Genomic DNA, 20,297 nt, shown 5'->3' on the forward strand with positions numbered 1-20,297 from the left:
TTATGATTTTGTCTGCGATCGGCGCTATTTTCAGCAAGGCGCGCAGAAAAAAGCCCTCGTTGTGAGGGCTGGCGTTTTTTGCCGGATGGCGCTTCGCTTATCCGGCCTACCCGTAGGCCCGTGCAAGCGGAGCGCCGCCGGGCATTAAGCGCGCGGAGTGAAATGATACTCGGTAACGCTAACGTACTCTTCACCCGGGCGCAGCACGCAGTCCGGCTGTGGCCAGTCCGTGTTGTTCGGGCTGTCCGGCAGGAACTCGCTCTCCAGCGCCAGACCCTGCCAGTCGCTGTATTCATTATGTTCGCGCGCCGTCGTGCCGCCGAGGTAGTTGCCGGAGTAAAACTGCAGGGCAGGGGCGGTGGTATACACCGTCATCTGCAGCTTATCGTCCGCGGACCAGACCTGCGCGGCAGGCCGTTTCACATCGCCTTTGGCCTGCAGCAGGAAAGCGTGGTCGTAGCCTTTCACCTTACGCTGATCGTCATCGCTCAGGAAATCCCGGGCGATAGCTTTCGCGTTGCGGAAGTCGAAGCTGGTGCCGCTCACGTCTTTGAGGCCCTGATACGGAATGCCCGTCTCGTCAACCGGCAGATACGCATCCGCCAGGATCTGCAGCGTGTGGTTGCGCACGTCGCACTGGTTACCGTCGAGGTTGAAATAGGCGTGGTTGGTCAGGTTGACCGGACACGGCCTGTCGACCGTCGCACGGTATTCAATGGTGATACGGTTATCCTCCGTCAGCGTAAAGCGTGCCGAGGCGGTAAGATTTCCCGGGAAACCCTGATCGCCATCAGGCGAATCCAGCGAGAAAAGCACTTCCCCGTCGTTCTGACGAACAATTTTCCAGCGGCGTTTATCAAACCCTTCCGGTCCGCCGTGCAGCTGGTTCTCTCCCTGGCTTGGCAGCAGGCTGTACTGCACGCCGTCGAGCTCAAAGCGGCTCTTTGCGATGCGGTTAGCATAGCGCCCAACGGACGCGCCCAGAAAGGCGGACTGAGTGACGTACTGCTCGGGCGAGGCGCAGCCGAGAAGCGTCTCGCGCACGCTGCCGTCGGGCATCGGTACGCGGGCTGAAAGAAGGGTTGCACCCCAGTCCATCACCGTAACGACCATCCCCGCGCTGTTGCGCAGGGTTAACAGGCGATACGGCAGACCATCCGGTGCGAGGGTAGGCGTTTCGTTTAGCACTGTCCGGCTCCTTGTGAAGCTTTACACACGTAGAAGGTTTCTTTGATCCCTGTTTTTGCTTCGTACTGCTTCGCCACGGCATCCTGTACGGCAGGGACCAGCTCTTCAGGCACCAGCGCAACGATGCAGCCGCCAAAACCGCCGCCCGTCATGCGCACGCCGCCTTTGTCGCCGATGGTCGCTTTTACGATGTCCACCAGGGTGTCGATCTGCGGAACGGTGATTTCAAAATCATCGCGCATGGAGGCGTGGGATTCCGCCATCAGCTCACCCATGCGCTTCAGGTCACCTTTCGCCAGCGCGGATGCGGCTTCAACGGTACGGGCATTTTCCGTCAGCACGTGGCGAACGCGTCTGGCGACGACCGGATCCAGCTCGTGCGCCACTTTATTAAATTCATTGAGCGTTACGTCGCGCAGGGCAGGCTGCTGGAAGAAGCGGGCGCCGGTTTCGCACTGCTCGCGGCGGGTATTGTATTCGCTGCCCACCAGCGTGCGCTTAAAGTTGCTGTTGATGATGACCACGGCCGCGCCTTTTGGCAGGGGAACGGCTTTGGTGCCCAGCGTGCGGCAATCAATTAACAGGGCATGATCTTTTTTGCCCAGGGCGGAGATCAGCTGGTCCATAATGCCGCAGTTGCAGCCCACGAACTGGTTTTCCGCTTCCTGACCATTCAGGGCGATTTGCGCGCCGTCCAGCGGCAGATGATAAAGCTGCTGGAACACGGTGCCAACGGCGACTTCCAGCGACGCAGAGGAGCTTAAGCCCGCCCCCTGCGGCACGTTGCCGCTGATAACCAAATCCGCGCCGCCGAAGTTCTTGTTACGCTTCTGGAGGTGCTTCACCACGCCGCGCACGTAGTTAGACCACTGCTGGCCGTCGTGCGTCACGATCGGCGCGTCTAGCGAAAATTCGTCGAGCTCATTGTCGTAGTCCGCTGCGAGTACGCGAACGTTGCGGTCGTCGCGCTTCGCGCAGCTGATGACGGTCTGGTAATCAATGGCGCACGGCAGCACGAAACCGTCGTTATAGTCGGTGTGTTCACCAATCAGGTTAACGCGACCTGGCGCCTGGATAACGTGGGTGGCAGGGTAGCCAAATTTCTCAGCAAACAGGGATTGTGTTTTATCTTTCAGACTCATTTTTTAAACTCCTGATTCGCGATAGTGGACGTCGCTAACGGCACGCAGACGTTCTGCTGCCTGTTCCGCCGTCAGGTCACGCTGGGTTTCCGCCAGCATTTCATAGCCCACCATGAATTTACGTACCGTCGCAGAGCGCAGCAGCGGCGGATAGAAATGGGCGTGTAGCTGCCAGTGCTGATTCTCTTCACCGTTAAACGGCGCGCCGTGCCAGCCCATGGAATAGGGGAAGGAGCACTGGAACAGGTTGTCGTAACGGCTGGTCAGCTTTTTCAGCACCAGGGCAAGGTCGTCGCGCTGCGCGTCGCTGAGATCGGTGATGCGCAGCACGTGCGTTTTCGGCAGCAGCAGCGTTTCAAACGGCCACGCGGCCCAGTAGGGGACGACGGCCAGCCAGTGTTCGGTTTCCACCACGGTGCGGCTGCCGTCGGCCAGCTCGCGCCGGGTGTAATCCACCAGCATCGGCGAACCGTTTTCCACGTAATACGCTCTCTGCAGACGGTCTTCGCGCTCGGCTTCGTTGGGCAGGAAGCTGTTCGCCCAAATCTGGCCGTGCGGGTGCGGGTTAGAACAGCCCATGGCCGCGCCTTTATTTTCGAACACCTGCACCCACGGATAAGTTTGGCCCAGCTCGGCGGTTTGCGTCTGCCAGGTGCTCACCACCTCTTTCAGCGCGTCGACGCTCAGCTCAGGCAGCGTTTTGCTGTGATCGGGCGAGAAGCAGATCACGCGGCTGGTACCGCGCGCGCTTTCGCAGCGCATCAGCGGATCGTGGCTTTGCGGCGCGTCCGGCGTGTCGGTCATCAGGGCGGCAAAATCGTTGGTGAAGACGAAGGTGCCTGTATAGTCCGGGTTTTTATCTCCGGTCACGCGCGTGTTGCCGGGGCACAGGAAGCAGTCCGGGTCATGACGTGGCAGCGTCTGTTTTGCAGGCGTCTCCTGCGCCCCCTGCCAGGGGCGCTTGGCGCGATGCGGAGAAACCAAAATCCATTGCCCGCTGAGCGGGTTAAACCGACGATGCGGATGATCGACGGGATTAAATTGCGTCATGAAGGGATCCTTAGTCCGGATAGCCTTGCGGGTGGCGTGACTGCCAGTGCCAGGTATCCTGTGCCATTTCATCGAGCGTGCGCGTAACACGCCAGTTAAGCTCTTTGTCGGCTTTGGTAGCATCGGCCCAGTACGCGGGCAGGTCGCCATCACGACGCGGGGCGAAGTGGTAGCTCACCGGCTTACCGCAGGCTTTGCTGAAGGCGTTAACCACGTCCAGCACGCTGCTGCCGACCCCGGCGCCGAGGTTGTAAATATGCACGCCCGGTTTATCCGCCAGCTGCTGCATGGCCGCCACGTGACCGTCGGCCAGATCCATTACGTGGATGTAGTCGCGCACGCCGGTGCCGTCTTCGGTCGGGTAGTCGTTGCCAAAAATCGCCAGCGACTCGCGACGGCCTACCGCTACCTGGGCGATATACGGCATCAGGTTGTTCGGAATGCCCTGCGGATCTTCACCCATGTCGCCAGACGGATGGGCGCCGACCGGGTTGAAGTAGCGCAGCAGGGCGATGCTCCACTCCGGCTGCGCTTTTTGCAGATCGGTCAGGATCTGCTCCACCATCAGCTTGCTTTTGCCGTACGGGCTTTGCGGCGTCCCGGTCGGGAAGCTTTCAACGTAAGGGATTTTAGGCTGATCGCCGTAGACGGTGGCGGAGGAGCTAAAGATGAAGTTTTTGACGTTGGCCGCGCGCATGGCGGAGATGAGACGCAGGGTACCGTTGACGTTGTTGTCGTAATACTCGAGCGGCTTCGCAACGGATTCACCGACCGCTTTCAGACCCGCGAAGTGGATCACCGCTTCGATGGCGTGGTCGTGAAGGATCTCGGTCATCAGCGCTTCATTGCGGATGTCGCCTTCCACGAAGGTGGGCTGTTTACCGCCAAGGCGTTCAATCACCGGCAGCACGCTGCGCTTGCTGTTGCACAGGTTGTCGAGAATGATGACGTCATGACCGTTTTGCAGCAGCTGCACACAGGTATGACTTCCGATGTAACCGCTACCACCTGTTACCAGAACTCGCATAATTCGCTCCATTGGGCTTATGGTATGTAATAACCATAGCATAACAGAGACGTGAAAAGTGTGACACGGGATAAAATAGTGGAATCGTTTACACTGTTTTTAAAATCCGATTTTCAGCGGCGATGAGGCATTGTAGATCAACGGGATAGCAATGTCTTAGTGCAGGTTATCTGAAAAACGGAGGGCGGTGCCCTCCGGAGGCTAATCGATTTTGCTTTGCCGATAGAAATAGCGTTCACCGTCCGCAACAAACTCCAGTCGATGAGTAATGCAGGAGGGGGCATCTTCGGCATGGTGTGAAACAAACAGCAGCTGCGTTTCACCTTCGCTAATCAGCACGTCCACAAAGCGGCGGATGAGCTGTCGGTTCAGCGGATCGAGTCCCTGCAGCGGTTCGTCGAGGATCAGCAGCGTAGGGTGTTTCACCAGCGCGCGAACGATCAGGGCCAGACGCTGCTGCCCCCACGACAGGCTATGGAACGGCGCGTCAGCGACCCGGCTGTCCATGCCCAGAATATCCAGCCACTGCTGGGCCAGCTTCTGCTGCCTGTCCGACACCGCCTGATAAATGCCGATGGAATCAAAATATCCGGAGAGGATCACGTTGCGTACCGTGGTGCTGACCCGGTAATCCAGATGCAGGCTGCTGCTGACGTAGCCGATATGTTTTTTGATATCCCAGATGGTTTCGCCGCTGCCGCGACGGCGGCCAAACAGCGTGAGATCGTTGCTATAGCCCTGCGGGTGATCGCCGGTTACGAGGCTCAGCAGCGTGGATTTTCCCGCGCCGTTGGGGCCAACAATCTGCCAGTGCTCGCCCGGATTGACCGTCCAACTGAGGCGATTGAGGATCGGACGATCGTCATAAGTGACCATTCCATCCCGCAGCACGATGCGCGGCTGGTGGGGATCGAGCGCATGGCGCGCCGACGGAGCGTCGGGTTCCGGAAGGGCAATTCCGTCGAGCTGTTCGCTGTGCGCAAGCTGGGCAATAAGCGCCTGCTGAAGCAGCGCGGTTTTTTCACCCGTCTCGGTGAGGTTACAGTCAGCCAGCACGCCCGCGTGCTGGATAAACGCCGGAATTTCATCGAAGCGGTTAAGCACCAGCACCAGGGTATATCCCTGCTGATTAAGCGACTCCAGCAGGGATGCCAGCTGCGCGCGGGACTGCACGTCAAGGCCGTCAAACGGTTCGTCGAGAATAAGCAGGTCGGGCTCGCTCATCAGCGCCTGGCAGAGCAGCGTTTTCCGCGTTTCGCCGGTAGAGAGGTACTTAAAGCGCCGGTTGAGCAGGGGGGCGATACCGAACCGTTCCGCCAGGCGCTGACAGCGGGCGGGATCTTTCACCTCATCCTGAATAATTTCCGCCGCCGTGCGGCCGGTATCGTCTTCGCCAGGGCTGAGTAAATCGGTGTTATTGCGCTGCCACTCGTCGCTCACCAGCTTTTGCAGCTGTTCAAACGACAGGCGCGTCAGGCGTGTAAAGTCGCGCTGGTATTCACCCTTGAGGAGGGGAAGCTCTCCCGCCAGCGCGCGGGCCAGCGCGGATTTACCGCTGCCGTTGGTGCCGACAAACGCCCAGCTTTCATCCGCGCGTATCGTCAAATCGGCAATCGTCAGCGTTCGGGTATCGCTAAGACGAAACGTGCCTTGCGAAATTTGCAATGATGACATGATTTATCCCTGTTTTTGCAGCAACAGATATCAGGGATACGCACTGTCGGCGCGATTGTCAATGCGCTCAGCACAATGTGGCGATAATCACCCGGTCCGCGTTGAACCATGCGGTAACAATCATACTTTCTTCTAAACCCTCCGCTTCGCTAAGCGGGATCGTCGCGCAAAGCCGTTGCCCATCGGCCAGCGTCATCAGCACTTCGCACTGCGCCTGGCCGCGTTCGATATGGCTGATTGCGGCACGTAGCTGGTTATCGGCTGCTTTTGCGGCGTCGGGATCGCGGGTGATATTCACCCACGGCGCTTTCACGAGCGCCAGCACCTCTTTACCTTCCTCCAGTCCAAGACGTTCTGCGCTCTGCGCGGTTATGGCGGCTTTCAGACGGGTGGTGCCATCGGCGAGCAGGATCTCAATATGCTGCTGGACCTGCAGATTGTCGCGCGCCGTCACCGTCCCAAACCACTGGTTACGGGCGCTGGTCTGGAGCGAGAAGCGGGAAATGGCCGCCAGCAAACTGTCCAGCGGTACGTTATCGTCATCGCTCAACGCGTCAAACGCTTTTTGCTGGATCTGGGCCAGCAGATCGTAAAGCTGAATAAGACGCTGGCCATAGCGCGTGACGATTGCACCGCCGCCGCCTTTGCCGCCCGTGGCTCGGTCCACCAGCGGCTGTTCGCTCAGGGTGTTCATCTCGTTGATGGCATCCCAGGCGCTTTTGTAGCTGATGCCGGCGTTTTTTGCCCCCTGGCTAATCGAGCCCGTTTGTTCTATTTGTTTAAGCAGGGCGATACGTCGCGGGTCGGCGAAAAGCTTTTGCTGAAGTCGGAGTGTGAGGAGAATTTCGGCCTGCATAACAGTATCCTGGCAAAAGGAGTATTGTGACCCAAATGGTGCAGGGCGCAAAGGGTACCGCACAAAAGGGGATGTTTTTCTCATCTGAAAGGGTAGAATAAGCTATTCACAATATCTGGAGAAAACCATGTTAGAGTTGTTGAAAAGTCTGGTATTCGCCGTGATCATGGTACCAGTAGTGATGGCCATCATCCTCGGTGCCATCTACGGCCTGGGTGAAGTGTTCAACCTCTTTTCGAACATTGGTCACAAAGACCAGCCTAAAAAGCAGCATTGATTCCCTTCAGAACGCCCGGCCAGCCCGGGCGTTTTGCTCTCAAGTTTTCCGCATTTTCGTCGATAATAGTGTAGGCCTCACGCCGGTTTACCTCTTCAGCGGTACGATTTAACGCTGGGATCTCCCTGACGTTATCGTTATATTAATATGTATATAACGCTACTCACAGGAGTTACAGATGGCACGTTCATGGGTACGCCTTTTCGCAGGGGCAACGCTGACGCTTTCACTTACCGGACACGCGCTGGCGGACGACGGTAAAATCACGGTCTTTGCGGCGGCGTCGCTGACCAACGCGCTGCAGGATATCGCGTCGGCGTATAAAAAAGAGAAAAACGTCGAGGTGGTCTCCTCGTTTGCCTCTTCCTCGACGTTGGCGCGCCAGATAGAAGCGGGCGCACCGGCGGATCTGTTCATTTCGGCTGACCAGAAGTGGATGGATTACGCGGTGGAGAAGAAATCGATTGATGCGGCAACCCGCGAAACGCTGCTGGGCAATAGCCTGGTCGTCGTGGCGCCGAAAGCCAGCGCGCAGGCCGACTTCACCATCAACAAAGAGACAAACTGGACGAGCCTGCTCAACGGTGGCCGTCTGGCGGTGGGCGATCCGGAGCACGTTCCTGCCGGTATTTATGCCAAAGAAGCGCTGCAAAAGCTGGGGGCATGGGAGACATTGTCGCCGAAGCTGGCCCCGGCGGAAGATGTCCGCGGCGCGCTGGCGCTGGTGGAGCGCAACGAAGCCCCGCTGGGCATTGTGTATGGCTCTGATGCCGTTGCCAGCAAGGGCGTGAAAGTGGTGGCAACGTTCCCGGAAGACTCCCACAAGAAAGTGGAATATCCTGTTGCGATTGTTGATGGACATAAAAATGCGACCGTGACGGCCTTCCGCGATTACCTGAAGGGGCCGGAAGCGTCCGCAATCTTTAAACGTTACGGATTTACGACTCACTGATGATATTGACCGATCCTGAATGGCAGGCTGTTCTGCTGAGCCTTAAAGTCTCTTCCCTGGCGGTTGCGCTGAGTTTGCCCTTTGGGATCTTCTTTGCCTGGTTACTGGTTCGCTGTCGGTTTCCCGGCAAAGCGCTGCTCGACAGCGTGCTCCATCTTCCGCTCGTTTTGCCACCCGTGGTGGTCGGTTACCTGCTGCTGGTTTCGATGGGCCGACGCGGCTTTATCGGCGAGAAGCTCTACGACTGGTTTGGGCTGACGTTCGCCTTTAGCTGGCGCGGTGCGGTACTGGCGGCGGCGGTGATGTCATTCCCGCTGATGGTGAGGGCGATCCGCCTCGCGCTGGAAGGGGTGGACATGAAGCTCGAACAGGCGGCCCGCACGCTGGGCGCCGGGCGCTGGCGCGTCTTTTTCACCATCACGCTCCCCCTGACGTTACCCGGCATTATTGTTGGTACGGTGCTGGCCTTCGCCCGCTCGCTGGGCGAGTTCGGCGCGACCATCACGTTCGTATCGAACATTCCCGGCGAGACGCGAACGATTCCGTCAGCCATGTATACGCTGATACAAACGCCCGGCGGAGAAGGCGCGGCGGCGCGGCTGTGCATCATCTCGATCGTCTTAGCCCTGGCGTCGCTGCTGGTGTCGGAATGGCTGGCGCGGCTGAGCCGCGAGCGGATGGGGAAATAAGCATGCTGGAACTGAACTTCACCCAGACGCTGGGAAACCATACCCTGACGCTTAACGAGACGCTGCCTGCGAGCGGTATCACCGCCATCTTCGGCGTGTCGGGTGCGGGCAAAACGTCGCTGATCAATGCCATCAGCGGCCTGACGCGCCCGCAGTCAGGACGCATTGTATTGAACAACCGCGTTTTGAATGACGTGGAAAATAAGGTGTATCTGTCGCCGGATAAGCGCCGCATCGGCTATGTTTTCCAGGACGCGCGCCTGTTCCCGCACTACAGCGTGCGCGGCAACCTGCGTTACGGCATGGCGAAAAGCATGGCCGGGCAGTTTGATAAGCTGGTGACCCTTTTAGGCATTGAGCCACTGCTCGACAGGCTGCCATCCTCGCTCTCCGGCGGAGAAAAACAGCGCGTGGCTATCGGCCGCGCGTTGCTGACGGCGCCCGAACTGCTGCTGCTCGACGAACCGCTGGCCTCGCTGGATATTCCGCGTAAGCGCGAGCTTCTGCCCTACCTGCAGCGCCTGACGCGCGAGATTAATACTCCGATGCTCTACGTCAGCCATTCGCTGGATGAGATCCTCCATCTGGCCGACAAGGTGCTGGTGCTGGAAGAGGGCAGCGTCAAGGCCTTCGGCAACCTCGAAGAGGTGTGGGGCAGCAGCGTGATGCACCCCTGGTTACCCCGGGAGCAGCAGAGCAGCATCCTGAAGGTGAGCGTGCTGGAACATCACCCGCACTACGCGATGACCGCGCTGGCGCTGGGCGACCAGCACCTGTGGGTCAATAAAATCGACAAACCGCTACAGTCGGCGCTGCGAATTCGCATCCAGGCCTCGGACGTCTCGCTGGTGCTGCAGCCGCCGCTGCAAACCAGCATTCGAAATATTCTGCGCGCCAAAGTCGCGGAGTGTTTTGATGATAACGGGCAGGTGGAAGTGAAGCTTGAAGTCGGCAGCAGGACGCTCTGGGCGCGCATTAGCCCGTGGGCCAGGGATGAGTTAGGGATCAAGCCCGGCCTGTGGCTTTACGCGCAAATTAAGAGCGTCTCAATCACCGCCTGATTACAGCAGGTGGGTATAAATGTACTGCGCGATGCTGTCGGTGGTGTTGTCGCCAATCACCACGTTAGCGCGCGCTTTTACCGCGTAGTCGGCATTGCCCATCGCCACGCCCGTCCCGGCGGCTTCCAGCATGCTGATGTCGTTGTAGTTGTCGCCAAAGGCGATGACGTCCTGCATTGACCCGCCCTGCGATTCCACGAACTGCGTCAGACGCTTGCCTTTGCTGTTGCCTTTGCGGGCAATATCCACCTGATCGTGCCAGGACCATTCGCACTCCAGACCCAGCGTCTGCTCCACGTGTTTCGCGAAGGCATTCAGTTTGGTGGTGTCTTCATCCGTCAGGGCGAATTTCCAGATAGCCTCAACGTCCTGAGCCGCCTGGCGCAGGGAGGAAACCTGGGTAAAGACCGGACGCTGCGCTTCAGGCAGGGATAACGCCCAGTTGCTGGTGCGCACCACGTGGCCGGTTGGGCGCTCGTAGACCATCGCGTTATCCACGTACATCAGGCCGTGAATGGCATGCTCATCCAGCAGATCAATCAGCTGCAGCGCCTGGGGAACCGGTAGCGGGTCGGAGGCTAAAACCTTTTTTGCCTGATAATCATACAAATAAGTGCCATTACAACAAATTGCAGGTGTATCTAACGCCAGTGCCTGATAAAAAGGATGAATGGCAACGTGATGTCGACCCGTAACGATAAGAAGTTGATATCCTGCTTCCTGGGCGCGCTTAAGCGCTTCAAGGGAGGAGGGGAGCAGGGTTTTCTGAGGGGTAAGTAATGTTCCGTCTAAATCCAGTGCAATCACACGCGAGGTCATTTGTTCTTCCGGGTTAATGTTGAATTTTAGGTCTCAGGCGATGTTACACCGAGAGTAAATCGCTGCAAAATTCCTGGCTAAAATTCAGCATTCACCGTTAAAAATAATCACTTTCACGCGCAGTGAGGAAAGGAGTGTTCATGAAACAAACCGTTTATACCGCCAGTCCTGAAAGTCAGCAGATCCACGTCTGGCGTTTGAATGCAGAAGGTTCGCTCACGCTGGTTCAGGTTGTTGATGTTCCGGGGCAGGTACAGCCAATGGTCGTCAGCCCGGATAAACGTTTTCTCTATGTTGGCGTTCGCCCTGAGTTCCGGGTGCTGGCCTACCGCATTTCGCCGGACGACGGCGCGCTGACCTACACTGCCGAAGCCCCGCTGCCGGGCAGCCCTACCCACATCTCTACCGATCGTAAAGGGCGCTTTATCTTTAGCGGCTCTTACAATGCGGGCTGCGTCAGCGTGACGCGTCTTGACGACGGCATTCCGGTCGAAACCGTGGACGTGGTAGAAGGGCTGGAAGGCTGCCACTCGGCGAACATCTCTCCGGACAACCGCACGCTGTGGGTGCCTGCGCTGAAGCAGGATCGCATCTGTCTGTTCACCCTGAGCGACGATGGTCACCTGGTGGCGCAGACGCCTGCTGAAGTCACGACGGTAGAGGGCGCGGGTCCGCGTCATATGGTGTTCCATCCGAACCAGCAGTACGCCTACGTGGTCAACGAGCTGAACAGCTCTGTGGACGTCTGGGAATTGAAAGATCCTAACGGCCAGATCGAGTGCGTGCAGACGCTGGACATGATGCCGTCTGATTTCTCCGACACCCGCTGGGCGGCGGATATCCACATCACGCCTGACGGACGTCATCTTTACGCCTGCGACCGTACCTCCAGCCTGATTACCGTCTTCAGCGTTTCTGAAGATGGCAGCGTGCTGGCGGTTGAAGGTTTCCAGCCAACGGAAACCCAGCCGCGCGGCTTTAATATCGATCGCAGCGGGAAGTATCTGATTGCGGCGGGGCAGAAATCCCACCACATCGCGCTGTATGAAATTAAAGGCGAGCAGGGTCTGCTGGAAGAGAAAGGGCGCTACGCCGTCGGCCAGGGGCCAATGTGGGTGGTGGTTAACGCTCACTAAGCGGCTTAAAACAAAAAACCTCGCCAATGCGAGGTTTTTTTATGCCCGGTGGTAGCCGGGTGAGCACATCAAAACGTAACCAACATGTTCATCATAATGTCGACTCAAAGCGAAGTAAATTCCTCGTCAACGAAGGGCAAACAACGTGGAAAGATTAGAAATTTCTATTTTGATAATAATCAGTCGCTTACATGCGTATTCTTTATAGATTCCTAAACTGATTTTATCTGTTTTTATGTACAGTAGTGATTTGATATCATTCTGTCCGTTGGCTTGATGTGTTGCAGTTCCGCAATTCAGGATCCGTATTCAGTCCTGGCTGTCGGGTGGTGCCGACGGTGCCTAAACTGCGGAGCACATCAAAACATAACCAACACACCTCTGGTGACAGGCAGCGGAAAGGTAAATCAGAGGAGAAGTGCTCTATACCAAAGGAGTGGCGTATGAGCGGTGTGGAATGGGCAATTCTGTTCCTGCAACTCATGGTTGCGATTATGCAACTATTGGATGCGTATCTTAAGTTTGGTGCCTGACGCATTCAGTCGCAGTAAAAAGGGGGATTAATATCCCCCTTTTACTCTCATCTTATTACTGCTTCGGCTCGGCAACCACTTTGCTACCCAGACCGCGGTTGTTGTATTCCCACATGCGGTTGAAGTTAGCGTCGTTCAGGTTACGCTGAACGTTCCCTTTATCATCCACCGCGCCGGTATTGCCGGAGAACGGACGTTTGGAGATTGCGGCATCCGCCCACGGCTTCGCCATGTTGAAGCCTTCGTTTATCACGCTGTCGCGGATCACCACCTGACCGTTGGTCGCAGCGTCCACGTCCAGGGAGCGTCCCAGCTGCGCCACGCCGTCACCGGCAGCGTTAAAGCGGCTGTTTACGGCCAGGAAGCCGTAGAAGAGGTTCGACTGGGTTGCCGGAGCAAACACGTAACCTTCCTGCTGGGTACGTGAGTTCACCACGCGGAAATCGGTGTTATCAAATACCACCGCGCCGCGGCCGGACACCAGATCCACGTCACCTTCAACGTAGCTGTTGGTCACCAGCGTACGGGTCAGGCGGTTGTTCTGCAGGGTGTTCTGCACGCCGCTGTTGGTCACGAAGAAGGTGTTCTGACGACCCAGGATGTTGACGTTGTTAATCTGCACCCGATCGCCATCGCTGCGCAGCGCAACGGCCTGGTGGTTGCCGGCATCAACGCTGTCGCCCAGGGTATTCTGAATGGTCAGGTTCTGCAGCTGCAGGCCGTTATTCTGAGACCAGAATACCGCCGAACACATCACGCCAACGGTAGCGGAACGCTTGCTCTGGCAGTTATCAAACATGTACCACGCCGGTTTGCCCGGCATATATTTACCGGCTGGGTTCACCAGGTGACGCCAGGTGTTGCTGTCGATTTCGGAATCAATCGCCAGGCCAATTTTAACATCGATCGCTTTTTCACCCAGACCGTAAAGCGTAATGCTGCCCGGGGCTGCCGGAACATACACGGTGCCTTCATATTCACCCGGCAGGATCGCGATGTACTGGCGAGACGCGCTGTGTTTCGTGATGGCAGCATCGACCGCAGCCTGAATAGAGGTGTGCGTTACGCCCTGCGCGCCTGCCGGGCCAACCACGAAGTCAGGCTGTTTCGGCAGGCTAATAGAAGACGGTGCCCACGGCGCAGCGTTAGGATCCATCGCCGAGAAGTAGTGCGCGCGATCGAAGTTCTTCGCTTCATCCGCGGACAAAATCGGGCGCGAGGCGGTGCCGGGCGCAACCTGCTCAGAAGGGCGCTGATCCGGTGGGGTTGAACTGCATGCGGATAAGGTCACGCCAAAGGCGAGTGCCAACGCCAGACGGGAAATCCTGGAAATGTTCAAGGTGAAGCTCCTGGGTATGCAAGTCTTTACGGGATAGACGAAATAGCCTGCTTTTTTATACTAAGTTGAGCGAAACGGGAAGATAAAAAGGGTAAAAGTTGCATTTTTCGCCCCGGCGCGGCAGGTAAACGATCACAAATAAATAACATTTTCCGCAAAGTCGGTTGACAGCAGACAGCAGATGAAAATAAATGTCTATACAACCCATGACAAGTGGAATGCCCATGCAGCAGATTCATCCCGACGATGTTATATGGCGAAATGCGCGACTGGCTACGATGGCGCCGGACGTCTCCGCACCCTATGGACTGAAAGAGCAGCACGCCCTGGTCGTGCGCGGCCAAACCCTTCTGGCCGCGATCCCTGAATCTGACATTCCTGCCGGACACCCTCACTGTATCGATCTCCAGGGGCGTCTGGTCACGCCAGGCCTGATTGACTGCCATACCCACCTGGTGTTTGGCGGCGACCGCGCGGCGGAGTGGGAGCAGCGTCTGAACGGCGTCTCTTATCAAACCATCAGCGCCCAGGGGGGCGGGATTAACGCTACCGTGACGGCGACGCGCGGCAGCTCGCCCGAAGCCCTGCTTACGCTGGCGCAGCAGCGGCTTCAGCGTCTGATGGATGAAGGCGTCACCACGGTTGAAATCAAATCTGGATACGGTTTAAACGCCGAGGCCGAAGAGAAGATGCTGCAGGTCGCGCGCCAGCTAAGCCTCAATAATCCGATCGATATCAGCCCAACGCTGCTGGCGGCCCATGCGGTTCCGCCGGAATACCGGCAGGATCCGGATGCCTACCTCACGCTGGTCTGCGAGCAGATATTGCCCACGCTGTGGCAAAAAGAGCTATATGAAGCGGTAGACGTGTTCTGCGAAAACGTCGGCTTTACGCCGTCGCAAACCGAGCGCCTCTTTCAGGCGGCAACCGCGCTCGGTATCCCGGTGAAAGGGCACGTCGAGCAGCTGTCGAATCAGGGCGGCGCGGCGCTGGTTAGCCGGTATAGAGGACTCTCCGCCGACCATATCGAATATCTTGACGACGCGGGCATTCAGGCGATGGCGCAAAGCGGTACGGTGGCGGTCTTGCTTCCCGGCGCGTTCTATTTTCTGCAGGAGCGCCAGCGCCCGCCGGTGGAACGGCTCAGAAAACAGGGGGTCCCGATGGCCGTCGCCACCGACTATAACCCGGGCACCAGCCCGTTTGCGAGCCTGCACCTGGCGATGAATATGGCCTGCGTTCAGTTTGGCCTGACGCCGGAAGAGGCCTGGGCTGGCGTCACGCGCCACGCGGCGCAGGCGCTGGGGCGTGGCGCAACCCACGGACAGCTGCGGGCCGGATTTGTCGCTGATTTCATCGTCTGGGATGCACACCATCCGGTCGAGATGGTCTACGAGCCGGGGCGCAATCCGCTATATCAACGTATTTTCCGTGGGGAGGCAGTATGAGCTTATGGCGGCCGGTAGCCGAAACGGTCTGGCTGGGGCGCGACGACAGCGCCGAGGCCAGCAACGCAACGCGCATTTTTCAGACGATAAGGCAGCAGAAGCAGTTCACGCCGCTATCATCCGGCATCGCGCTGATAGGCTTTGAATGTGATGCAGGCGTTAAGCGCAATCAGGGCAGGCCCGGCGCCGCGCAGGCGCCGGATATACTGCGTAAGGCGCTGGCGAATATGGCAAGCCATCAGGGCCATGAACGGCTGGCGGATATGGGGGCGGTTTACGTTGAAGGCGACGAGCTGGAAGCGGCACAGCAGGCGTTAAGCGAAGCGGTGACGGCCTGCCAGCAGTCCGGAATGCGCACGCTGGTCTTTGGCGGCGGGCACGAGACCGCCTGGGGGCACGGTCGGGGCATTCTGGACGCCTTCCCGCACGAGCGGGTGGTCATCATCAACCTTGATGCCCATCTCGACCTGCGCAAGGCCGAGCGGGCGACGTCCGGCACGCCGTTTCGCCAGCTGGCGCACTACTGCGATGAGCGCGGGCGGGAGTTTCACTATGCCTGCTTTGGCGTCAGCCGGGCGGCGAACACCCAGGCGCTGTGGGATGAGGCCGAACGCCTGAACGTCACGCTGGTGGAAGATTTGCATTTCAGTCGCGATGCGCAGCCTGCGCTGGAAAAGGTGCTGGCGCAGGCCGACCGCGTCTACCTGACGATCGATCTGGACGTCCTGCCCGCCAGCGAAATGCCTGCCGTTTCCGCTCCGGCGGCGTTAGGCATACCGGCACGGGATCTCCTCCCCCTGATTGAACAAATCTGCCGAAGCGGTAAGCTACAGGCCGCCGATCTGGTAGAGTTTAACCCGCAGTATGACCGCGACGGGCAGGGCGCTAAGCTCGCCGCCCGTCTGGCCTGGCAAATTGCTCACTGGTGGGCATAACACTATTCAAGGAGTCACGATGTTTTCACGCTCACCCCTGCCGCCGTCGAGCTCTCCCGCACCTTTCTACGAAAAGGTAAAGCAGGCGATCAGCGAAAAAATCGCCACCGGCGTCTGGCGGCCGCACGACCGCATTCCGTCGGAGGCTGACCTGGTGGCGCAGTTTGGCTTTAGCCGGATGACCATCAACCGGGCGCTGCGCGAGCTGACCGACGAAGGGCTGCTGGTGCGCCTGCAGGGCGTGGGGACGTTCGTGGCGGAGCCGAAAGGGCAGTCGGCGCTGTTTGAAATCCGCAGCATTGCGGACGAGATTGCCGCGCGTAATCATCAGCACCGCTGCGAGGTGCTGGTGCTTGAAGAGACCCAGGCCAGCGCCGAGCAGGCCGCAGAGCTGAATGTTAAAGAAGGCAGCCGCATCTTCCACTCGGTGATGGTGCACTTTGAGAACGACGTTCCGGTACAGATTGAAGATCGCTGCGTGAACGCTGAGCGGATCCCGGACTATCTCAGCCAGGATTACACCCGGACCACGCCGCATGCCTATCTCTCGCTCGTCGCACCGCTGACGGAAGGGGAGCACATCGTGGAGGCCGTGCGCGCCACGCCGCAGGAGTGCGAAAGGCTGCGTATTAAAGAGCACGATCCGTGCCTGCTGATCCGCCGCCGTACCTGGTCCTCGTCGCACATTGTGTCCCATGCCAGGCTGCTTTTCCCGGGGAACCGTTACCGGCTGCAGGGCCATTTCATGTCATAAGTTTTATAAGCGTGATCGCTAACGCAATATAACAAAATTGTATCTTTTTTGTTAAATCCGGCCTTGTGTGTGCTTGTCTATACAAGTATATCTAAATGCATCATCTGTCCCGTATAGGAGCACACAATGTCGTCAGGTAAATACCGCCAGCAGGATGTCCGCGCCGCGCGCGGCACCACGCTTACCGCCAAAAGCTGGCTCACCGAAGCCCCGCTGCGCATGTTGATGAACAACCTCGATCCTGAGGTGGCGGAAAACCCCCACGAGCTGGTGGTCTACGGCGGCATTGGCCGCGCCGCGCGCAACTGGGAATGCTATGACGCAATTGTAAAATCCCTGACCGAACTCGAACACGACGAAACCCTGCTGGTGCAGTCCGGCAAGCCGGTTGGCGTGTTCAAAACGCACAAAAACGCGCCGCGCGTTTTGATCGCCAACTCTAACCTCGTGCCGCACTGGGCCACCTGGGAACACTTCAACGAACTCGACGCGAAAGGGCTGGCGATGTATGGCCAGATGACCGCCGGGAGCTGGATCTACATCGGCAGCCAGGGCATTGTGCAGGGTACCTATGAGACCTTCGTGGAAGCCGGTCGCCAGCACTACAATGGCTCGCTGAAAGGCCGCTGGGTACTGACCGCCGGTCTCGGCGGCATGGGCGGCGCGCAGCCGCTGGCCGCGACGCTCGCCGGTGCCTGCTCGCTGAACATTGAATGCCAGCAGAGCCGCATTGATTTCCGCCTGCGTACCCGCTACGTCGATGAGCAGGCTGATAGCCTCGACGATGCGCTGGCGCGCATCAAAAAATACACCTCGGAAGGCAAAGCGGTATCGATCGCCCTGTGCGGCAACGCGGCGGATATTCTGCCTGAACTTGTCGCCCGCGGCGTGCGTCCGGATCTGGTCACCGACCAGACCAGCGCGCATGACCCGCTGCACGGCTATCTGCCAAAAGGCTGGACGTGGGAAGCCTACCAGCAGAAAGCGGAAACCGACCCGGAAGGTACGGTGCTCGCCGCGAAGCGCTCTATGGCGGAACACGTCTCCGCGATGCTGGCCTTCAGCCAGATGGGCATTCCAACCTTTGATTACGGCAACAACATCCGCCAGATGGCGAAAGAGATGGGCGTGAATAACGCCTTCGACTTCCCCGGCTTCGTTCCGGCCTATATCCGTCCGCTGTTCTGCCGCGGTATCGGTCCGTTCCGCTGGGTTGCCCTGTCCGGCGATCCGGAAGATATCTACAAAACCGATGCCAAAGTGAAGGAGATTGTCGCCGATGACGAACACCTGCACCGCTGGCTGGACATGGCCCGCGAGCGCATTAACTTCCAGGGGCTGCCGGCGCGTATCTGCTGGGTAGGCCTGGAGTGGCGGCAAAAGCTGGGCCTGGCCTTTAACGAGATGGTGCGCAGCGGCGAAGTCTCCGCGCCGATCGTCATTGGCCGCGACCACCTGGACTCCGGCTCCGTTGCCAGCCCGAACCGTGAAACCGAAGCCATGCGCGACGGCTCGGATGCGGTCTCCGACTGGCCATTGCTGAACGCTCTGCTCAATACCGCCAGCGGCGCGACCTGGGTATCGCTGCACCACGGCGGCGGCGTGGGGATGGGCTTCTCCCAACACTCCGGGATGGTCATCGTCTGCGACGGAACCGATGAAGCCGCCGCGCGTATCGCTCGCGTGCTGCACAACGACCCGGCAACCGGCGTGATGCGTCACGCGGATGCGGGCTACGAAATTGCCATTAACTGTGCCAAAGAGCAGGGACTTAACCTGCCGATGATCCCTGCCACACAAGGAAAGCATGAATGAACGCCTTAACACTCACTCCCGGCTCGCTGACGCTGAAACAGCTGCGTAACGTCTGGCGTCAGCCGGTCACCCTTTCGCTGGATGAAAGCGCCCACGCCGCCATTAACGACAGCGTCGCCTGCGTTGAAGCCATCGTTGCCGAAGGGCGCACGGCTTACGGGATTAACACCGGCTTTGGCCTGCTGGCGCAGACCCGCATTGCGACGCACGATCTGGAAAACCTGCAGCGTTCGCTGGTGCTGTCGCACGCGGCGGGCGTCGGCCAGCCGCTGGACGACGAGATCGTCCGTCTGATGATGGTGCTCAAAATCAACAGCCTGGCGCGCGGTTTCTCCGGCATCCGCCTGAGCGTGATCCAGGCGCTGATGGCGCTGGTCAATGCGGAGGTCTATCCGTGGATCCCGGCGAAGGGCTCGGTTGGGGCCTCCGGCGATCTCGCACCGCTGGCGCACATGTCGCTGCTGCTGCTGGGTGAAGGCAAAGCGCGCTGGCAGGGCGAGTGGCTTCCGGCGAAAGAGGCGCTGAAAAAAGCGGGCTTAAGCCCGATCACGCTGGCGGCGAAAGAGGGGCTGGCGCTGCTGAACGGCACCCAGGCATCGACCGCCTTCGCGCTGCGCGGCCTGTTCGAAGCGGAAGATCTGTTTGCCTCGGCGGTGGTGTGCGGTGCGTTGACCACCGAAGCCGTGCTGGGCTCGCGTCGCCCGTTCGACGCCCGCATCCACGAGGTGCGCGGCCAGCGCGGGCAGATTGATGCCGCCGCGATGTACCGCCACGTGCTTACCGATACGAGTGAAATCGCGGATTCGCACCACAACTGCGAGAAGGTGCAGGATCCGTATTCCCTGCGCTGCCAGCCGCAGGTAATGGGCGCGTGCCTGACGCAGCTGCGCCAGGCGGCTGAGGTGCTGCTGGTGGAGGCTAACGCGGTATCCGATAACCCGCTGGTCTTCGCCGAGGAAAACGAGGTGGTCTCCGGGGGCAACTTCCACGCTGAACCGGTGGCGATGGCGGCAGATAATATCGCCCTGGCGATTGCCGAGGTCGGCGCGTTGTCCGAGCGCCGTATCGCGCTGATGATGGATAAACACATGTCGCAGCTGCCACCGTTCCTGGTGCGCAACGGCGGGGTCAACTCGGGCTTTATGATTGCTCAGGTGACGGCCGCAGCGCTGGCAAGCGAGAACAAGGCGCTGTCGCATCCGCACAGCGTGGACAGCCTGCCAACCTCGGCGAATCAGGAAGACCATGTTTCGATGGCACCGGCTGCCGGGCGTCGTCTCTGGGAAATGGCCTCCAACACCCGCGGCGTGCTGGCGGTGGAATGGCTGGCGGCGAGTCAGGGGATCGATCTGCGTGAAGGGCTAAAATCCAGCCCGCTGCTGGAGCAGGCGCGTCATGTGCTGCGCGAGCACGTATCGCATTACGATGATGACCGCTTCTTTGCGCCGGATATTGACAAGGCGATGCAGCTTCTGGAAGAAGGGCGGCTGGTAGGGCTGTTACCTTCGGTGCTGTGATTTTTTCTGCCCGGTGGCGCTGCGCTTACCGGGCCTGCGAGTGCGAAATCCAGGCCGGGTAAGGCGTAGCCGCCACCCGGCTTTT

19 protein-coding genes are annotated in these 20,297 nt (G+C 59.0%); 11 read left to right on the forward strand and 8 right to left on the reverse strand.

Annotated features, from left to right (window positions below; all coding sequences use genetic code 11):
* Positions 1 to 144: 144 nt before the first annotated feature.
* The 6 genes from galM to modE form a co-directional block, all read right to left on the reverse strand.
* The gene (gene galM, locus ACMWKK_RS06095) at positions 145 to 1,188 is read right to left on the reverse strand and encodes a galactose-1-epimerase (protein WP_112781293.1); all 1,044 of its coding nucleotides are present in this window, start codon (positions 1,186 to 1,188) and stop codon (positions 145 to 147) included.
* Positions 1,182 to 2,330: a galactokinase gene (gene galK / locus ACMWKK_RS06100; RefSeq protein ID WP_045331951.1), complete on the reverse strand. Its 1,149-nt coding sequence runs from the start codon at positions 2,328 to 2,330 to the stop codon at positions 1,182 to 1,184. Before galK ends, galM begins: the two co-directional genes overlap by 7 nt.
* 3 nt (positions 2,331 to 2,333) lie before the next feature.
* Positions 2,334 to 3,380, reverse strand: a complete 1,047-nt coding sequence (gene galT / locus ACMWKK_RS06105) for a galactose-1-phosphate uridylyltransferase (protein WP_112781294.1) — start codon at positions 3,378 to 3,380, stop codon at positions 2,334 to 2,336.
* 10 nt (positions 3,381 to 3,390) lie between these two features.
* Positions 3,391 to 4,407, reverse strand: coding sequence for a UDP-glucose 4-epimerase GalE (galE, locus tag ACMWKK_RS06110; RefSeq protein WP_032638951.1), 1,017 nt, complete (start codon positions 4,405 to 4,407; stop codon positions 3,391 to 3,393).
* A gap of 201 nt (positions 4,408 to 4,608) precedes the next feature.
* A complete protein-coding gene (modF, locus tag ACMWKK_RS06115; protein WP_112781295.1) occupies positions 4,609 to 6,081 on the reverse strand; it encodes a molybdate ABC transporter ATP-binding protein ModF in 1,473 nt (490 codons plus the stop codon).
* Positions 6,082 to 6,148: 67 nt separating this feature from the next.
* A complete protein-coding gene (gene modE / locus ACMWKK_RS06120; RefSeq protein WP_112781296.1) occupies positions 6,149 to 6,937 on the reverse strand; it encodes a molybdenum-dependent transcriptional regulator in 789 nt (262 codons plus the stop codon).
* A 127-nt stretch (positions 6,938 to 7,064) separates the two neighbouring features.
* Between modE and ACMWKK_RS06125 the strand changes: the two genes are divergently transcribed.
* From ACMWKK_RS06125 to modC, 4 genes are all read left to right on the forward strand, one after another.
* On the forward strand, positions 7,065 to 7,214 hold the full coding sequence (locus tag ACMWKK_RS06125; RefSeq protein ID WP_032638956.1) for an AcrZ family multidrug efflux pump-associated protein: 150 nt from the start codon (positions 7,065 to 7,067) through the stop codon (positions 7,212 to 7,214).
* Positions 7,215 to 7,392: 178 nt separating this feature from the next.
* Entirely contained in the window at positions 7,393 to 8,166 is a 774-nt protein-coding gene (gene modA, locus ACMWKK_RS06130) for a molybdate ABC transporter substrate-binding protein (RefSeq protein ID WP_112781297.1), read from the forward strand.
* Positions 8,166 to 8,855, forward strand: a complete 690-nt coding sequence (gene modB, locus ACMWKK_RS06135) for a molybdate ABC transporter permease subunit (protein WP_045331946.1) — start codon at positions 8,166 to 8,168, stop codon at positions 8,853 to 8,855. The genes modA and modB overlap by 1 nt, the downstream gene beginning before the upstream one ends.
* A 2-nt stretch (positions 8,856 to 8,857) precedes the next feature.
* Complete coding sequence (gene modC, locus ACMWKK_RS06140; protein ID WP_045331945.1) at positions 8,858 to 9,916, forward strand: molybdenum ABC transporter ATP-binding protein ModC; 1,059 nt, start codon at positions 8,858 to 8,860, stop codon at positions 9,914 to 9,916.
* Here modC and ACMWKK_RS06145 read toward each other — a convergent pair whose 3' ends face one another.
* Positions 9,917 to 10,735, reverse strand: coding sequence for a pyridoxal phosphatase (locus ACMWKK_RS06145; protein WP_112781298.1), 819 nt, complete (start codon positions 10,733 to 10,735; stop codon positions 9,917 to 9,919).
* A 140-nt stretch (positions 10,736 to 10,875) separates the two neighbouring features.
* On the opposite strand from ACMWKK_RS06145, the gene pgl reads away from it, so the two are divergent.
* Both pgl and tisB read left to right on the forward strand, forming a co-directional pair.
* Positions 10,876 to 11,871: a 6-phosphogluconolactonase gene (gene pgl, locus ACMWKK_RS06150; RefSeq protein ID WP_112781299.1), complete on the forward strand. Its 996-nt coding sequence runs from the start codon at positions 10,876 to 10,878 to the stop codon at positions 11,869 to 11,871.
* 443 nt (positions 11,872 to 12,314) lie between these two features.
* The gene (gene tisB, locus ACMWKK_RS06155; protein WP_023332440.1) at positions 12,315 to 12,404 is read left to right on the forward strand and encodes a type I toxin-antitoxin system toxin TisB; all 90 of its coding nucleotides are present in this window, start codon (positions 12,315 to 12,317) and stop codon (positions 12,402 to 12,404) included.
* Positions 12,405 to 12,459: 55 nt separating this feature from the next.
* Here tisB and ACMWKK_RS06160 read toward each other — a convergent pair whose 3' ends face one another.
* Positions 12,460 to 13,743 (reverse strand): putative acyl-CoA thioester hydrolase, encoded by a 1,284-nt coding sequence (locus tag ACMWKK_RS06160; protein ID WP_112781300.1) that lies wholly within the window; start codon positions 13,741 to 13,743, stop codon positions 12,460 to 12,462.
* 224 nt (positions 13,744 to 13,967) lie between these two features.
* Here ACMWKK_RS06160 and hutI point away from each other — a divergent pair, with 224 nt between their 5' ends.
* The 5 genes from hutI to hutH all read left to right on the forward strand — a co-directional run bounded on the left by hutI (position 13,968) and on the right by hutH (position 20,212).
* Positions 13,968 to 15,191 carry an imidazolonepropionase gene (gene hutI, locus ACMWKK_RS06165; RefSeq protein WP_112781301.1) on the forward strand — a complete coding sequence of 408 codons (1,224 nt, stop codon included), beginning with the start codon at positions 13,968 to 13,970 and terminating at the stop codon, positions 15,189 to 15,191.
* Positions 15,188 to 16,126 (forward strand): formimidoylglutamase, encoded by a 939-nt coding sequence (gene hutG / locus ACMWKK_RS06170; RefSeq protein WP_112781302.1) that lies wholly within the window; start codon positions 15,188 to 15,190, stop codon positions 16,124 to 16,126. The genes hutI and hutG overlap by 4 nt, the downstream gene beginning before the upstream one ends.
* A 19-nt stretch (positions 16,127 to 16,145) precedes the next feature.
* On the forward strand, positions 16,146 to 16,880 hold the full coding sequence (locus tag ACMWKK_RS06175) for a histidine utilization repressor (protein ID WP_112781303.1): 735 nt from the start codon (positions 16,146 to 16,148) through the stop codon (positions 16,878 to 16,880).
* 126 nt (positions 16,881 to 17,006) lie between these two features.
* Positions 17,007 to 18,695 (forward strand): urocanate hydratase, encoded by a 1,689-nt coding sequence (gene hutU, locus ACMWKK_RS06180; RefSeq protein ID WP_112781304.1) that lies wholly within the window; start codon positions 17,007 to 17,009, stop codon positions 18,693 to 18,695.
* On the forward strand, positions 18,692 to 20,212 hold the full coding sequence (hutH, locus tag ACMWKK_RS06185; RefSeq protein ID WP_112781305.1) for a histidine ammonia-lyase: 1,521 nt from the start codon (positions 18,692 to 18,694) through the stop codon (positions 20,210 to 20,212). The genes hutU and hutH overlap by 4 nt, the downstream gene beginning before the upstream one ends.
* Positions 20,213 to 20,297 lie beyond the last annotated feature (85 nt).

This window comes from Enterobacter sp. 01-M-03-SI-ECC, from assembly GCF_047530215.1.
Classification (GTDB): Bacteria; Pseudomonadota; Gammaproteobacteria; order Enterobacterales; family Enterobacteriaceae; genus Enterobacter; species Enterobacter chengduensis.

Excerpts from the sequence above, each read along its gene's own strand:
- galK (WP_045331951.1), bottom strand. The coding sequence starts at position 2,330 with ATGAGTCTGAAAGATAAAACACAATCCCTGTTTGCTGAGAAATTTGGC.
- galT (WP_112781294.1), bottom strand. The coding sequence starts at position 3,380 with ATGACGCAATTTAATCCCGTCGATCATCCGCATCGTCGGTTTAACCCG.
- galE (WP_032638951.1), bottom strand. The coding sequence starts at position 4,407 with ATGCGAGTTCTGGTAACAGGTGGTAGCGGTTACATCGGAAGTCATACC.
- modF (WP_112781295.1), bottom strand. The coding sequence starts at position 6,081 with ATGTCATCATTGCAAATTTCGCAAGGCACGTTTCGTCTTAGCGATACC.
- modE (WP_112781296.1), bottom strand. The coding sequence starts at position 6,937 with ATGCAGGCCGAAATTCTCCTCACACTCCGACTTCAGCAAAAGCTTTTC.
- ACMWKK_RS06125 (WP_032638956.1), top strand. The coding sequence starts at position 7,065 with ATGTTAGAGTTGTTGAAAAGTCTGGTATTCGCCGTGATCATGGTACCA.
- modA (WP_112781297.1), top strand. The coding sequence starts at position 7,393 with ATGGCACGTTCATGGGTACGCCTTTTCGCAGGGGCAACGCTGACGCTT.
- modB (WP_045331946.1), top strand. The coding sequence starts at position 8,166 with ATGATATTGACCGATCCTGAATGGCAGGCTGTTCTGCTGAGCCTTAAA.
- modC (WP_045331945.1), top strand. The coding sequence starts at position 8,858 with ATGCTGGAACTGAACTTCACCCAGACGCTGGGAAACCATACCCTGACG.
- ACMWKK_RS06145 (WP_112781298.1), bottom strand. The coding sequence starts at position 10,735 with ATGACCTCGCGTGTGATTGCACTGGATTTAGACGGAACATTACTTACC.
- pgl (WP_112781299.1), top strand. The coding sequence starts at position 10,876 with ATGAAACAAACCGTTTATACCGCCAGTCCTGAAAGTCAGCAGATCCAC.
- tisB (WP_023332440.1), top strand. The coding sequence starts at position 12,315 with ATGAGCGGTGTGGAATGGGCAATTCTGTTCCTGCAACTCATGGTTGCG.
- hutI (WP_112781301.1), top strand. The coding sequence starts at position 13,968 with ATGCAGCAGATTCATCCCGACGATGTTATATGGCGAAATGCGCGACTG.
- hutG (WP_112781302.1), top strand. The coding sequence starts at position 15,188 with ATGAGCTTATGGCGGCCGGTAGCCGAAACGGTCTGGCTGGGGCGCGAC.
- ACMWKK_RS06175 (WP_112781303.1), top strand. The coding sequence starts at position 16,146 with ATGTTTTCACGCTCACCCCTGCCGCCGTCGAGCTCTCCCGCACCTTTC.
- hutU (WP_112781304.1), top strand. The coding sequence starts at position 17,007 with ATGTCGTCAGGTAAATACCGCCAGCAGGATGTCCGCGCCGCGCGCGGC.
- hutH (WP_112781305.1), top strand. The coding sequence starts at position 18,692 with ATGAACGCCTTAACACTCACTCCCGGCTCGCTGACGCTGAAACAGCTG.